Source organism: Phycisphaerae bacterium (assembly GCA_019636475.1).
In the GTDB taxonomy this organism is placed as follows: domain Bacteria; phylum Planctomycetota; class Phycisphaerae; order UBA1845; family UTPLA1; genus JADJRI01.
In genome coordinates this window covers 23,919-37,689 of the sequence record JAHBXN010000002.1, presented here as the reverse complement: position 1 = coordinate 37,689, position 13,771 = coordinate 23,919, and the positions used below count along the sequence as shown (strand labels likewise).

Annotated in this window: 11 protein-coding genes; 9 read left to right on the top strand and 2 right to left on the bottom strand. The window is 58.9% G+C overall.

Translation table 11 applies throughout. From position 1 onward, the window contains the following. Nucleotides 1–379 precede the first annotated feature (379 nt). From KF841_03325 to ilvE, 5 genes are all read left to right on the top strand, one after another. A complete protein-coding gene (locus KF841_03325) occupies nucleotides 380–1,351 on the top strand; it encodes a fumarylacetoacetate hydrolase family protein (protein MBX3394379.1) in 972 nt (323 codons plus the stop codon). A gap of 18 nt (nucleotides 1,352–1,369) precedes the next feature. Further along, complete coding sequence (locus tag KF841_03320) at nucleotides 1,370–2,494, top strand: SUMF1/EgtB/PvdO family nonheme iron enzyme (GenBank protein MBX3394378.1); 1,125 nt, start codon at nucleotides 1,370–1,372, stop codon at nucleotides 2,492–2,494. Nucleotides 2,495–2,883: 389 nt separating this feature from the next. Continuing rightward, a complete protein-coding gene (locus KF841_03315; GenBank protein ID MBX3394377.1) occupies nucleotides 2,884–5,556 on the top strand; it encodes an ABC transporter permease in 2,673 nt (890 codons plus the stop codon). A gap of 63 nt (nucleotides 5,557–5,619) precedes the next feature. Further along, the gene (locus KF841_03310) at nucleotides 5,620–6,468 is read left to right on the top strand and encodes an ABC transporter ATP-binding protein (GenBank protein ID MBX3394376.1); all 849 of its coding nucleotides are present in this window, start codon (nucleotides 5,620–5,622) and stop codon (nucleotides 6,466–6,468) included. Nucleotides 6,469–6,659: 191 nt separating this feature from the next. Next, nucleotides 6,660–7,574 carry a branched-chain-amino-acid transaminase gene (gene ilvE / locus KF841_03305; GenBank protein ID MBX3394375.1) on the top strand — a complete coding sequence of 305 codons (915 nt, stop codon included), beginning with the start codon at nucleotides 6,660–6,662 and terminating at the stop codon, nucleotides 7,572–7,574. A gap of 45 nt (nucleotides 7,575–7,619) precedes the next feature. Here the strand turns inward: ilvE and KF841_03300 are convergent, their stop codons facing one another. Beyond that, nucleotides 7,620–8,333: a response regulator transcription factor gene (locus KF841_03300; protein ID MBX3394374.1), complete on the bottom strand. Its 714-nt coding sequence runs from the start codon at nucleotides 8,331–8,333 to the stop codon at nucleotides 7,620–7,622. A gap of 239 nt (nucleotides 8,334–8,572) precedes the next feature. On the opposite strand from KF841_03300, the gene KF841_03295 reads away from it, so the two are divergent. From KF841_03295 to KF841_03285, 3 genes are all read left to right on the top strand, one after another. Beyond that, nucleotides 8,573–9,064 carry a DUF1569 domain-containing protein gene (locus KF841_03295; protein MBX3394373.1) on the top strand — a complete coding sequence of 164 codons (492 nt, stop codon included), beginning with the start codon at nucleotides 8,573–8,575 and terminating at the stop codon, nucleotides 9,062–9,064. 108 nt (nucleotides 9,065–9,172) lie between these two features. Continuing rightward, nucleotides 9,173–10,777 (top strand): hypothetical protein, encoded by a 1,605-nt coding sequence (locus KF841_03290; protein MBX3394372.1) that lies wholly within the window; start codon nucleotides 9,173–9,175, stop codon nucleotides 10,775–10,777. A gap of 179 nt (nucleotides 10,778–10,956) precedes the next feature. After that, nucleotides 10,957–12,342, top strand: coding sequence for a tryptophanase (locus KF841_03285; GenBank protein MBX3394371.1), 1,386 nt, complete (start codon nucleotides 10,957–10,959; stop codon nucleotides 12,340–12,342). A 91-nt stretch (nucleotides 12,343–12,433) separates the two neighbouring features. Here KF841_03285 and nhaR read toward each other — a convergent pair whose 3' ends face one another. After that, nucleotides 12,434–13,336 (bottom strand): transcriptional activator NhaR, encoded by a 903-nt coding sequence (nhaR, locus tag KF841_03280; protein MBX3394370.1) that lies wholly within the window; start codon nucleotides 13,334–13,336, stop codon nucleotides 12,434–12,436. 119 nt (nucleotides 13,337–13,455) lie between these two features. Between nhaR and KF841_03275 the strand changes: the two genes are divergently transcribed. Beyond that, complete coding sequence (locus KF841_03275) at nucleotides 13,456–13,764, top strand: HPF/RaiA family ribosome-associated protein (GenBank protein MBX3394369.1); 309 nt, start codon at nucleotides 13,456–13,458, stop codon at nucleotides 13,762–13,764. The last annotated feature ends 7 nt before the right edge of the window (nucleotides 13,765–13,771 follow it).

The window sequence follows — 13,771 nt, the reverse complement described above, 5'->3', positions numbered from 1 at the left end:
ACACGAAGTGGATTCCCGGTACTTCGGGTGTTCCGAACAGAGTTCTCCGTTCGTTTAACCGATTTGTCCCAAGCGAGCGAAGCTCTCGATGCGATTGCTCCCGCGCATCCGGCGACTGGGGATCACACTTAATGCCTTCCTCGGCCCGGAAGGCTCCTTTGATTTGAAGTGTGGATTTTTCGAATCGCCCGATCATGCCTATTTCTTGTGGGCCGTTCGCAATCGTGATAAGCTGAGTTATTGATCAGGTTCGAATTGGGGATTGTTGCATTCGGCTTCGCTCCGGAAGGGTGCGAAAGCAGGTCCGCAGACTGCCGGACACGGGATGCGCGGTCGGTTGGGACGCTCCGGCATTGATGTAAGAAAAGCAGGACACAGCATGAAATTCTGCCAGTTTTACCACTCAGAATCCGAACGTGCGGCGGACTTGCGGCAGCGCGTGCCCGTGCATGCCCGGCTGGGTGTGCTGATCGGCGATCGGATTGTCGATGTGACGGATCGGGCGCGAAAACACCACGATATCCACGATCCGCAGTTTGCCGGGGTTCTCACGGCTGCTGTCGCCGGGCTGCCGGAGTGGGCGGCATTCCGCAAAGACATCGCCATGATGAACGCCGAGGGCGGGGTCGATCCGGCGGCGGTGTTCTTTGGTCCTTGCGTACTCCGCCCGTCGCAGTATCTGGACTTTTATGCCTTCGAACAGCACGTCATGACGATGCGCAAGCAGCGGGGGCTGGATTTCATTGTGCCCGAGTGGTACGAGATTCCGGCTTATTACAATTCCAACGCGACAAGCTTTATCGGCCACGGCATGACTGCTTACTTCCCGCATGGCGAAGAGCGAATGGACTTCGAATGTGAGATGGCGTGCGTCATCGGCCGATCGATTCGCAATGCGACGATCGAGTCGGCTCGTGACGCAATTGTGGGTTACACGATTCTCAACGACCTGTCCGCGCGGGGAAGGCAGACCAAGGCGATGCCGATCAACATGGGGCCTGCGCCAGGCAAGGACTTTGCCAGCGCGCTGGGGCCTTACCTGGTGACGAAGGACGAGATCAAGGACCTCGACGCAGTCGGCATGCGTGCGTACGTGAATGGCGAGCAATGGACCGACGGCCGATACGGCACTGTGAAGCACCGCTTCGAGTCGATGGTTGCGTTCGCCAGCGCGTCGAGGACGCTGTTCCCCGGCGATATTCTAGGGAGCGGCACGGTAGGGGGCGGCTGCGGCGCGGAACTGAAGAAGTTCCTCAGGCCGGGCGACGTCGTACGCATGGAGTTTGACGGTCTGGGCGCGTTGGACAATCGCGTGGAGATTGACTCTGGCGCGGGCGAAGTCGCGCGTTGAGCTGAAATGGATCCTCTCATGGACGTGGCGCATGTGGCGATGAACGGGCACGGGCGGAGAGGTTTGTACCTGGAACGCTCGCTTTTCGCTGCCTTGCTGCTGTGCCTTGCCGCGGACAAAACAACCGCGGACGTGCTGAACATGCCGCCTGGTCTGACGAGCGTGGAATTCGTGCATGTCGGTCACGCGGGTAATCCGAGCAGGCTCTCCGGGGCCGGCGCGGGGGGCTCCGGTTCGGACGCGGTGGTCGGCGGCGTGGATTACGAATTCCGAATGGGTACATTTGAAGTGACGGCCGCGCAGTACACCGAGTTTCTGAACGCGGTCGCGTCCACGAGTGCATACGGTCTCTACGTCGAAAACATGGGGAGCCTCGGAGGAAGCAGATCTCCGCGAATCATCCGAAGTGGCGTTCCGGGGAGCTTTTCCTATTCGGTCGCGCCAGATTATGCGAATCGGCCCGTCGTCTTCGTTTCGTGGTTGAATGCGGCACGATTCGCCAACTGGCTCACGAATGGTCAGCCTTCCGGACTTCCGAGCGCAGAGACGACCGAGGATGGGTCCTATGACCTGACCGGTGTCAACGGCATCGATGGTTTCGCCATCGCCATGGCCGTAACGCGGCGCCCGGGTGCGAAATTCGTGATTCCGTCTGAGGACGAGTGGTACAAAGCGGCATATCACGCGAACAACGGCGTTACGGGTGATTTCTGGGATTATCCGACGCGGTCGAACACGATGCCTGGCAACGGACTGTTCAGTCCCGACACAGGCAACAGCGCGAACTACTTTAACGGAGCATCGGGTGGATTTACTCTTGGTAGCCCGTACTACCGTTCCGAAGTGGGCGAATTCGAGAACTCGGGCAGTGCGTACGGCACATTCGACCAGGGGGGTAATGTGGCCGAATGGAACGAATCGGTTTATCAGCATCCGCAGGTCGGCCCACTTAGGGGAATTCGCGGCGGGTCATATTGGTCCGATGGTCCCATCATGCAGGCGGCGTGGCGAAATGGATTGGGCCCTGGGAATACGCTTGACACGGTCGGGTTTCGCATGGCATGGGTACCGGAGCCTGGGGCGATCGCGCTGTTGGTTGTCGCGGGCGCGCTGCTGCACTTTCGAACGTCCCGGCGGCGTTGACTCGATCGCGGTGCCATCGAGTCAATCCGGGAAAAACCACCATGAGTTTGTTCCCGCGATGCGATCGGCATTGGGGGATGCCGTCCTCACTTCGGAATCAAGCCGGCTGATTCGGATCCGCTTTCGAACGGGTCGACAGCAATAACACTGCATGTTTTGCGCGTCCGGCATTTATGTATTGCGGGATCGTCTCAACCCCTGCCAATTTATGCCTTCGGCTTTCCATGCCTTTCGAGTTCGGCGTCAGCAGTGCTCAGGATTCTCGACCTCGGCTGAACGTCAGTTGGCAGCAGGGCGTAAGTTCCTTACCATCGCTCGAACGACGGGATGTGGCCCCGGGGGTATCAGGGCAGGCCGCGGAATGAAAAGTCGTGTCACGGAGCTGGTTCTTGAGTCCGCGGATTCGCATGTTGCTCTTTACGCTGCTCGCACCGCTGTCGGTGCCGGCTTATGTGCTCTTCCTCGCGGGTTCCAACCTCGTCGGCGCCGCCTACTACATCGTCGTCGAAGCGACTGTCGCCAGAATTCTTGGCCGGCCGATCACCGTTTCGCCGTGGCTTGCGTTGGTCCTGTCACCCGTGGTGCTCGCGCTGGCGCCCGTAGCCGCGGCGGGCCATTTTTTGCTCGCGCTGGTGCGTGGGGCCAGTCGCTGCCTTGGCGCGATCGGTAATTGGCAGTCAGGGCTGACTTCACGCGTTCCATCGATGGCTTTCGGACTCGTGTGGGTGCTTGTCGCATTCTGGTCGTCGATGGCGTGCCTCAATGCGGCGATGTCGATGGCCTGGATCGGCCAAGGCATCTCGAACGAAACGCGGCGACAATTCGTCGATGCCATTCGCAGGGGCCTCACGCTCGGCGAGTTGCCCGAATCGATGCAGGAGCGTCGACGCCTGATCATTTCAGAAATCGATGCAAATCGTGAGGCGTTGAGCGGTGACTGGGATTATTTCGTCTCGGCCATGCGCGACGATGAGGTTTCTTTCCATCGGCTGCCCTCACAGACCTTGATGCGAAAGGTCGCCGGCCTTCCGTGGTATTTCGTACCGAAGGAGCTTTCGACAGATGGTCTGGATCACAGCGTGCTCATGCTGGGTCCGCTGCTGCTGGTGTGGATGCTGCTGATTCGCTGGCCGGGAATGCACGCCGTCGCGAAGTTTCGGTGGTTTCCGATCGGAATGTATCTGATCCGCGTGGTCGGGGCGTTTGTTGCGATTTATGGGCTTGCCGCGTGGGTTCCGCTTGCTGTCGGCAATTCACTCTGGAAAAACGTTCCCGAATTGACCGGTGTGTCGTGGCTGGCCAGCCCGCTTGCGTGGCTTGGGTACGACCACTTCGAATGGGCGCAGCCGGAGTGGTATCTGTTCAACGCGGGCGTGTGGCTCGTGATTCTCGGTATTGTGGCGTTCATCTGGTGGACGGCGTGGCGCATCAGTCCATTTCTCGGATGGCCGCGATACTACGTTGCGTTTCTGGCGTCGAGACTGCTGCAGCGCAAGCGCATCGCGTTTTTCTCTGTGGGTGCGGTGACGCTCTGCGTTGCGATGATGATCATCGTCATCAGCGTCATGGGCGGATTCGTTGACAGCATCCGCGACCGCGCGGACGGACTTCTGGGCGACCTCGTGATGGACGGCGGGCTACAGGGATTTCCGTATTACGCGGAGTTCATCGAAGAAGCCAAGAAGCTGCGGGATCCGAAGTCCGGCGAGTTGATCGTCGAAGAAGCGACGCCGCTCATCATCTCATACGGAATTCTTCAGTTTCCTGCGACGAAATTCACCAAGGCCGTTCAGATTCTCGGCATTCGCCTTCCTGAGTTTGTCAAGGTCAACGATTTCGGCAAAGACCTTTTTTATAACAACCGTTATGGCGATACGCGGCTGGACATTGAGCAGGGGCAGCCGATGTGGGGGTTTGACGAACAGCGCCGCGTTGCGCTGCCGGGTGATATGGATCGCTGGTATCGCGAGAAGTGGTTGCCTTCGCTTTCGCCGGAAAAGCGAGCGGAAGAGCAACTGCTTTACCCTCGCGATGGAGGCCGGCTGATCGGACCGGGTGTGTTCGATGTGTCATCGAGTGAGAATCTGAAACCCGGGTACGAAGGCTCGCCTTATCCGGGTGCAATCATTGGTCGAGATATTCTGTTCAAGCGGTTTCCATCCGGCGATTACGAGCGTCTGTCAAATTATCCAAGGGGGGAGCCGTGTCTGCTGACGGTCATTCCGATGACGCGTGGCGGCCAGATCGTTCAGCAGGCGCCGCCTCAGCCGGCATTTCGATATGTGGACGATTCGAAGACGGGAATTCACGACATAGACTCCAAAAATGTATACGTGGATTTCGACCGCCTACAGGCTTTATTGAAGATGGGCCCCCAGGAGCGGGAGGAGGGCGGCTTCACCAGTCCGCGATGCACCCAGGTTCAAGTCAAGCTAAAGGAACAGTTTGCCAAGCCTCGATCGGAACTGCTGGAGAAGAAGCGGCAGGTCGCACAGTGTTGGACGCGTGTCACCGCGAACACACCGATGGACCCGTTCGAAGCGCGCATGGTTCGCAATACGGGTATCTCGACATGGGAGGAAATGCAGGCAAGCTTCATCGCAGCGATCGAGAAAGAAAAGTTTCTGGTGCTGATCATGTTTGGTGTGATCAGCATCGTTGCCGTGCTGCTGATACTCTGCATCTTCTACATGATCGTTCAGGAAAAAACGCGCGACGTCGGCATCATCAAGAGCGTCGGCGCGAGCACGGAGGGCGTGGTGGCGGTCTTCCTGGTGTATGGCGCTGCCATCGGGCTCGTGGGTGCAATACTCGGATCACTGTTGGGCACGACGTTTGTTGAAAATATCAACGAGGTTCAGGACTGGCTCGCGAGGATTAATCCGGCCTGGCGCGTATGGAGTCCTGAGACTTACTCATTTGACAAGATTCCGAGCCACTGGAAATGGGATGAGGTGCTGGCCATCAGTGCATTGGCGATCGGCGCGTCGGTGCTTGGCGCGGCCTTCCCCGCGATGCGGGCAGGGCGCACGTGGCCCGTGGAAGCGCTGCGATACGAGTAGAGATTTGATTCGAGGCCGACACGTGTTGCATCGGTTCTCAGGGGGGTGTCTGGATGGTGAAATATGCTTCGCGCTGAGGGCATTCACAAAACCTACATCCTCGGCAGATCGCTCCTGCCGGTGCTTCGCGGTGTATCGGTTGAGATACAGCGTGGCGAGTTCGTCTCCATCACCGGCGCGAGCGGTGGCGGCAAGAGCACGCTGCTTCATGTGATGAGCGGCCTGGACGTGCCGCAGCGTGGGCAGGTGTATTTCGAAGGTGTCGAATTGTTCGAGCCGGAAGGCGCTCGACGAATACCCGAAGGGCGCGAGGGCACGTTTGTCGAGGCGGCTCTATCCGTCGGTGGCGCTTCGGTTGCTCCGGCACGTCGGCAGGGAGAACGGAGAGCCGGATCCACAGGAGGATCAGGCCTGAAATCCATTTCCGGTGCGTCAGACTATCGCATGATCGAGAGCCGGCGAAACCGGATGCGAAACGAATCGTTTGGGTTCGTTTTTCAGTTCTATCACCTGCTTCCGGAATTCGACGTGCTCGAAAATGTCTTGCTGCCCGCAATGGTCGGCCGTTCGGCGGGCCAATGGCTCGGTGGTCGCGCTTCGCTGGGGCAGCGTGCGAAGGATCTTCTGGCGCGTGTCGGACTGAGCGATCGGATGCGTCATCGCCCGAATGAACTGTCAGGCGGCGAGCGGCAGCGCGTTGCGATTGCGCGGGCGCTTGTGAATCAGCCGGCGATGCTCTTTGCCGACGAACCGACTGGCAATCTTGACAGCCGCACGGGGCGAGATATCTTTAACCTGCTGAAAGAGTTAAATCGAGCCGGCCAGACGATCGTCATGGTCACGCACGACCGGGAACTGGCGACCGAGGCGGATCGCACGGTCCACCTCGTTGACGGTCGGCTCGAATCGTGAATTTCGCGTTGGTCCGCGAATCTGTCGCGGTGAGTCACTCCGGCGCGAACCCCGTTTGCTTCAGAAGCGATACGGAAAGAGCGGCCGGGCCGCGTATGGCGGGAAAGTTATTTATCCGCGCTGCGGCACTTGTCGAAAGCCGCGGCCATGCCTGACAATGGGCTACAGCCACCAGAAGAGGAGATCAAGCCATGGCGACAAATGAATATTTGCCGGACCCGAACTTGAAGATCTGGCTCGATGGCAAGCTTGTGCCGACAGCCGAGGCGAACATCAACGTGTTCAGCCACGGTCTGCTCTATGGTGACGGCGTGTTTGAGGGCATTCGCGTTTACAACGGACGCATCTTTGAGTGCACCGCGCACATGGATCGTTTCATGGATTGCCTCAAGGCCATTCGCCTTGAGATTCCGTACACGCGCCAGCAGATCATCGACGCGATGCTCGAGACCATCAAGGTGAACAACGCGACCGACGGATATATCCGGCTTGTGGCCGCGCGCGGCGTCGGCACACTTGGGATTCACCCGCTGCGCGTGGGGCCCGCCAATGTGTTCATCATCGTTGGGAAGATTCAGATGTTCGATCCCGCGATGTACGAAGTCGGCATGAAGATTGTGACTGCCTCCACGATTCGCAACCACCCCAATGCGCTGTCTCCCCGCATCAAGAGCTTGAATTACCTGAACAACATCATGGCGAAGTTTGAAGCGATCGACGCCAATGTGCTCGAGGCCGTCATGTTGAATCATGAGGGCTACGTCGCCGAATGCACGGGCGACAATCTGTTCATCGTGAAGCGCGGGGTTGTTCGGACGCCCGCGGCTCACTGCGGACTTCTGGAAGGCGTCACCCGGCGGCTGATTCTGCACTTCGCCAAGAAGCGCGGGCTGTGTACGGATGAGACGACGCTGACGAGGCAGGACCTCTACTACGCGGACGAGATGTTCATCACCGGCACGGGTGCCGAAGTGTGCCCCGTCACCGAAATCGATAAGCGCCCGGTCGGCGACGGGAAGCCGGGTCCAATCACGAAGCAGCTCATCGCCGATTTCCGTGAACATACACGGTCCAAAGATGAGATCTTTTCGGGTGGGGTGCGTTGACGTGGTGGCCGTCGGCGTCGCCAGGGTTCCCGTGCAGTTTTTCAGTCAACCGCCGGGCCGGTTCCATGCAGTGCGATCGCCAACGCCGGATGGCCTCGGCATGGGCTGAGGCATCGCGCGGAGGTCGTTGGACAGGCACATCCGGACAAGATCCGCGAGTGAGTTCGCCTCCATTTTGTCCATCACGCGGGCACGATGAACCTCAACAGTCTTCGGACTCAGGCCCAGTCTTGCAGCGATCGCCTTGTTTGCGAGTCCCGCCGCGACAAGCCACATCACGTCATTCTCACGGGGTGACAGCCGGTGCATTCGTTCCCGGATGACGCTCCGCGTTCGCTCGGCGTCAATGAAAGCACGCGACGACTCGAGCGAGGACTCAATTCGTTCGAGAAGTAATTTGTCATCAAACGGCTTCTCAATGAAATCGATCGCGCCATGGCGCATCGCCCGGACCGCGATGGGGACGTCCCCGTGTCCGCTGATAAAGACGATGGGTAGGCAGATTCCCTCAGAATTCAGGCGCTCCTGCAATTCAATACCGCTGAGTCCGGGCATTCGCACGTCGAGCACCAGGCACGACGGACGATCGGGTTGATAGGCCTCAAGGAATGCCTGTCCGCTTCCGAATGCGGCGAACGGCAACGACACGGACTCGAGTAGCCAGCAGATCGACGATCGAACGGCCGGATCATCATCGACAACGTATACGATGGCGTCGGAACGGCTCACGGCAGCTTCGGAGTCAGCGGACGGCGTCATTTTGAGGAGTCCGGATTCTTTGAATGTCGGGATACTGTCGCTCAGGGGTTACCTGTTTTGTTGCGCATCGGCGAGTGCAATTTGCCTGATGCCCTTATATTACCTGAATCGAGGCCTTCCCATAAGAAAATTATAGCGGGCTATTCGGACCGGCCTCTCGTAAGTCATCCATGCGGGTTCAATTGCCAAAATGGCGGGGCGGACGCTGGAAATGTGGGTCAACAACGGAGGGCAACCAGATGGTTCGCACACGGCGCGTGAAGGACCGGCGACGGCTCAGGTTTGAGACGGTCGACGATTGCATCGCGGAAATCGATCGAATCGTCGTTGCCGATTCGCGTGGCACACTTCGAAAACTTGGGAATTGGTCACCAGGGCAGGCGTTCGGCCATCTGGCATCCTGGATCGAGTACGGCTGGACAGGTTATCCGCCAATGAGGAAGCCGCCGATTGTGGTCAGGTGGCTGGTACCAATCGTTGCGCGGCGCTTTGCCCGGCGTGGATTGCCGGTCGGAGTTCACATTCCTGGCGTGAAGGGTGGGACATACGGCATGGAGGAGCTGGAGACGTCGGTTGGGGCGGAACGACTTAAGATGGCCCTTGTTCGTCTGAAGGCTGGAGAAGAGGCGAGGTATCAAAGCGTTGTCATCGGTCCGTTGACGATGGACGAGCGCATTCAACTCAACCTGCGACACGCCGAATTGCATCTGAGCTTTCTCGTTCCATCCTGAGGAATACTCGGGCTGGGAAATCTTTCGCCAGGCCGATGGCGGGAGCGGCCGCGCGTTGAGCGGGAACGGGTCGAGGTGATGACTCGTCAATCTTGAAAGGAAAGGCACATGGAACAACCGCAGGAAGAATCCACCGCTGGCCGAATTTCGGTGTTATTCGGATCGGTGATTGAGCACCTGATCGGCCTTGCGCGAACGGATTCGCGATTGGCCGAACTGCTCGATGAACTGGGCCGGGGGCTTATTCATGTCGCGGCTGCGGCTCGGTCGGCAACATCGCAAGTCGAGAGCGAGGGGCGCTCCGGCGCGGATGACAACAGAACGGCTGTGCGCGCGGAGGCGCCTGCGTGGGACATCGGCGACGAGTCGGACGATTGGTCGTCTCGAGCCGAGCGTAATTCAGCGCTGGCGGAATTGCCGCCGATCACGTTCGGGTCCGCGACGAATCTGGCCGCCGCGACGCCTCGCCAGGACACCCGATCGCCGGGAGCCGGCGAAGTTCTGCCTGATCTGAATCTGATCGAGAAGCGTTGCCGTATAAAGGCTCAGGGTTGCCGTTGGCAGGTGAAGCGCACGCGGCTGCTCGGGCAGGGCGCGAATTTTCAGACTGAAATACTGCCGCTTGACGATGAGATTATCCAGCGTGCAAGAGAAGTGCCTGATTGCTATCTGTGGATGTGCAACCCGAATGCGGCGATGCCCGAAGACCCTGCGCATTACGATGATCTTGCTGACTGCTTCGACCTGGTGGGCGATGCGGCGGCGCTGTTGCGGATGGTTGAGAACGGTTCCGACGAAAGCGAGGGTGATCTTGAGAAGGCGATGGATCTCGCCGCGGAAGCGCAGTCCATGCTGCGTGGGATGCTTCAGGAATCAATTTTCCAACGCGATTCGGACCAGTTGAAAATGTTCAACTGGCTTCGCCTTAAGGCATGGAAAGCACGGATACTGATCAATCGATACATGCGGCTGGATGATACTGCGGACCCGACTTCGTTGAACGATTTGAGGGAACGTTTGCGCACAGCTGACGAGGAACTGACCCGGCGCCGCGAGCGGCAAAAGTCGCGACGCGAGGACTTCAACAAGATTCGATATCACCTCAAGCAGGTCGAGCAACGCAGCGATCAAGACCACGATAACGACTGGAAGACAATCTCCGAAACAGTCGATCGCATGGTGAACGATGGATTAGCTGCAAGCAGTGTCGAACTTCGCGATCTGCTCCTGCCATTTGTCGACACCATGCCGGACGCGGTCGCCGAGCATCCGGCCATGCAGCGCGTGCTGACGGAGATCGACCGATACATCGCTTCGCGGCGACCAAGCGGGGAGGTGGTCCAGCGCGAACCACCGACGGAAGCGATCATGCGCGTGGCAAGCCTTCTATCCGGCAAATCGATCCTGCTGATCGGAGGTGAGATGCGGCCTCACTCCAAACAGGCGATCGAAACGGCGTTTGGACTGCGGGAGCTGATCTGGATGAAGACGCGGGAGCACAATACGCGCGTTGACTTCGATCCCGACGTGTCGCGGCCGGATGTCGCCGTGGTCATTCTGGCGATCCGTTGGTCGCGGCATAGTTATGCCGATGTTGAAATCTCATGCAAGAAATACGAAAAGCCCCTGGTCCGGCTGCCCGCGGGTTACAATCCAAGGCAGGTGGCTGAATCGATTCTGGAACAGTGCAGTAATCGCCTCGAATCGGATTGATGCGACAGGCTAAAAGGCATGGGACTTGCTGGGAATGCGTTTCTGCCAGTCGCGGTCGGCCGGATGAATTCAGTACGGTCGGGGCCGCGCCGTTTGTGCGCGGCATCGCGCGAGCGAGGGAACTGTTCATCGGAGTGCGAAGCGGTGTATCCCTGCAATCAAACCACGGAAAACGAACCATGAAAACCATCATCGAGCCGTTCCGGATCAAGTCGGTCGAGCCGATTCGTATGACCACGCGGGAAAAGCGCGAGCGGATTCTGCGAGAAGCCGCGTTCAATCTGTTTCTGGTGCGGGCCGAGGATGTCATCATCGATTTGTTGACTGACAGCGGCACGGGAGCGATGTCGTCCGAGCAGTGGGCTGGGATCATGCGAGGTGACGAATCGTATGCCGGCGCTTCGAGCTTCTATCGATTTCAGGATCGCATCAGTGAACTGACCGGATTTCAGCATGTGCTGCCCACGCACCAGGGCCGCGCGAGCGAGCGCATTCTATTTGAATTGGTCGGCGGCCCCGGCAAGATTGTGCCGAACAACGCGCATTTCGACACGACACGCGCGAATGTCGAGCATTCCGGCGCAAGAGCGATCGACTTGCCGATTCCGGAGGCGGCCGACCCATCGAATCGGCACCCTTTCAAGGGCAACATGAACATCGAGGCGCTTGAGAAGCTGATCGGCGAAGTTGGTGTAGAGAATATCCCGATCGTGATGGTGACCATCACGAACAACAGCGGCGGGGGGCAGCCCGTCAGCATGGAGAACCTGCGCGCCGTCCGCGCGGTTTGCGATCGGCATAAACTGCCGCTCTTCCTTGATGCCTGCCGCTTTGCGGAAAATGCCTACCTCATCAAGCGACGCGAGCCGGCGATGGCTGATCGATCGATCCTGGAAATCGTTCGAGAGACCTTCGAACTGGCCGACGGTGCAACGATCAGTGCCAAAAAGGATGGTCTTGTGAACATCGGCGGTCTCTTGTTGCTGCGTGACGAGGCGCTGCTGTACAAGGCGAGCAACCTGTTGATTCTCACGGAAGGCTTCATCACGTACGGCGGGCTGGCGGGGCGCGATCTGGAGGCCATGGCGCAGGGATTCGAGGAGGTCGTCCATGAAGACTATCTCGCATATCGAATCCGTAGCGTGGAGTACCTGGGTGAGAAACTCATGGCGGCCGGCATTCCGATCATGCAGCCTCCGGGCGGTCACGCAATCTACATCGATGCGGCCGAGTTGTGTCCGCACATTCCCGCGTCGCAGTTTCCGGGTCAGGCTGTGGTTTGCGGATTATACCGCATCGGGGGCATCCGATCCGTGGAGATCGGATCGGTCATGTTCGGGGCCGCGACGCCCGGCGGTTCGGCCATATCATCTGCAAACGCGAAGCCACGTCTTGAACTGGTTCGATTGGCGATGCCGCGGCGGGTATATACTCAGAGCCACATCGACTACGTGATCGAGGCTGCCGCGGAGTTGGCATCGCGCCGAAATGAACTGCGTGGACTGCGAATGATCCATGAGCCGCCGGTGCTTCGCCACTTTACGGCCCGATTCGACGAGATTTGATTCGCCGGGCACGCGGCTCCGCGGGATCGTGGAGATGAACTGCGTGCGGCGCACGGATCCGTCGGCTCGTCATGCATCACACCGAAATCGCCTAGTTGAACTCGAGCAGAACCTGCCGTGCGGATTTCGCCAGTGCGATGACAGCCGGGTGATCGATTTTTCGCTTCATCGTGATGGCAAAAAACTGTTCGCGAATGGCCTCGATGCGGCCGATCACACCGACTTCATACTGCTTGCAGATTTCGCGTTCGATGGCGGTGGGGCCCGCGAAGCAACCGAGTCCCTGCTGGCCGAAGACCTTGGTTAGTGCGCTGTCTTCGAACTCGCCGGCGATGATCGGGCGGATTCGACTGGTTTCGAACCAGCGATCGAGCGCGCGGCGGAGGCTGTTGTTGGGCGTGGGCAGCAGCCAGGGTGCTCCGTCGAGGGACGTTGGAAACGAACGGCGCAGCTTTCGCGCCAGGCCTTTGGCTGCAAAGACCGTCACGCCGCATTCGCCGAGAAGGTGATTGAATCCCTTGATGCTGATGCTTGTGGGAATCGGCGCGTCGGAAATTACGATGTCGAGTTCGTGGAGTGTGAGCTGCGCCAGCAGATGGTCGAGCTTTCCTTCGTAGCATATCAGACGAATCGCATCGACGGACAGCGCCGGCACTAGAAGCCGATGGGCGATCAGCTTGGGGACGACATCGACAATTCCCACCTGTAATCGAAGTGGCGCGCCGATCGGGCGGCCGCGCACCGTGTCCATCATTTCCTTTCCGATCGTGAAGATATCGTCGGCATACTGGAAGACGATTCGCCCGATCTCGGTGAGTTGCAGACGACGGCCGATCCGCTCGAACAACTCGACGCCGAGCGAACGTTCAAGCGTGTGAATCTGGGTGGAAAGGGTGGGTTGTGCGAGGTGAAGCTGTTTGGCCGCGGCCGCGAGCGAGCCTTCTTTGGCAACCGTCCAGAAATACAGCAGGTGATGATAATTGAGCCAGTCCATGTCTGAACAATAGTTCCAAAAATCCAATGTTTCAACTTCAAAGTTTCTATTTGTCCTATCAAATGCCGGATTCTAAAGTAACGCCATGAAAGCGGTTGGCGCCTGGTGAGGTCATCGTCATGCAACTGCGGATCACCGGCATGAGCGGGAATGTGCCCGCAGCTACGCGCGAATTCGTGAAGCGCCGCGTCGCATTCGCGATTGCGCGGTTCGAAAATCGCATCGCTCGCGTCTCGGTCCGCCTCGACGATTCCAGTGGTCCCCGAATGGGACTCGACAAGCGATGTCGGATTCGCGCATGGCTTCAACCTTCGGGGCAGATCGTTGCCGAGGTGTTCGACAGCAAGGTTGACTCGGCGGTCGCCCGAGCGGCCGATCGACTGGAGCGCGGATTGCGCAGGGAACTGGAGCACCGACACCGCGACTGATTCCGGT

What these genes read in the sequence shown, in the direction of transcription:
- KF841_03275 (MBX3394369.1), top strand. Translation starts at nt 13,456, where the DNA reads ATGCAACTGCGGATCACCGGCATGAGCGGGAATGTGCCCGCAGCTACG.
- KF841_03325 (MBX3394379.1), top strand. Translation starts at nt 380, where the DNA reads ATGAAATTCTGCCAGTTTTACCACTCAGAATCCGAACGTGCGGCGGAC.
- KF841_03285 (MBX3394371.1), top strand. Translation starts at nt 10,957, where the DNA reads ATGAAAACCATCATCGAGCCGTTCCGGATCAAGTCGGTCGAGCCGATT.
- KF841_03295 (MBX3394373.1), top strand. Translation starts at nt 8,573, where the DNA reads ATGGTTCGCACACGGCGCGTGAAGGACCGGCGACGGCTCAGGTTTGAG.
- KF841_03310 (MBX3394376.1), top strand. Translation starts at nt 5,620, where the DNA reads ATGCTTCGCGCTGAGGGCATTCACAAAACCTACATCCTCGGCAGATCG.
- KF841_03320 (MBX3394378.1), top strand. Translation starts at nt 1,370, where the DNA reads ATGGACGTGGCGCATGTGGCGATGAACGGGCACGGGCGGAGAGGTTTG.
- KF841_03290 (MBX3394372.1), top strand. Translation starts at nt 9,173, where the DNA reads ATGGAACAACCGCAGGAAGAATCCACCGCTGGCCGAATTTCGGTGTTA.
- KF841_03300 (MBX3394374.1), bottom strand. Translation starts at nt 8,333, where the DNA reads ATGACGCCGTCCGCTGACTCCGAAGCTGCCGTGAGCCGTTCCGACGCC.
- nhaR (MBX3394370.1), bottom strand. Translation starts at nt 13,336, where the DNA reads ATGGACTGGCTCAATTATCATCACCTGCTGTATTTCTGGACGGTTGCC.
- ilvE (MBX3394375.1), top strand. Translation starts at nt 6,660, where the DNA reads ATGGCGACAAATGAATATTTGCCGGACCCGAACTTGAAGATCTGGCTC.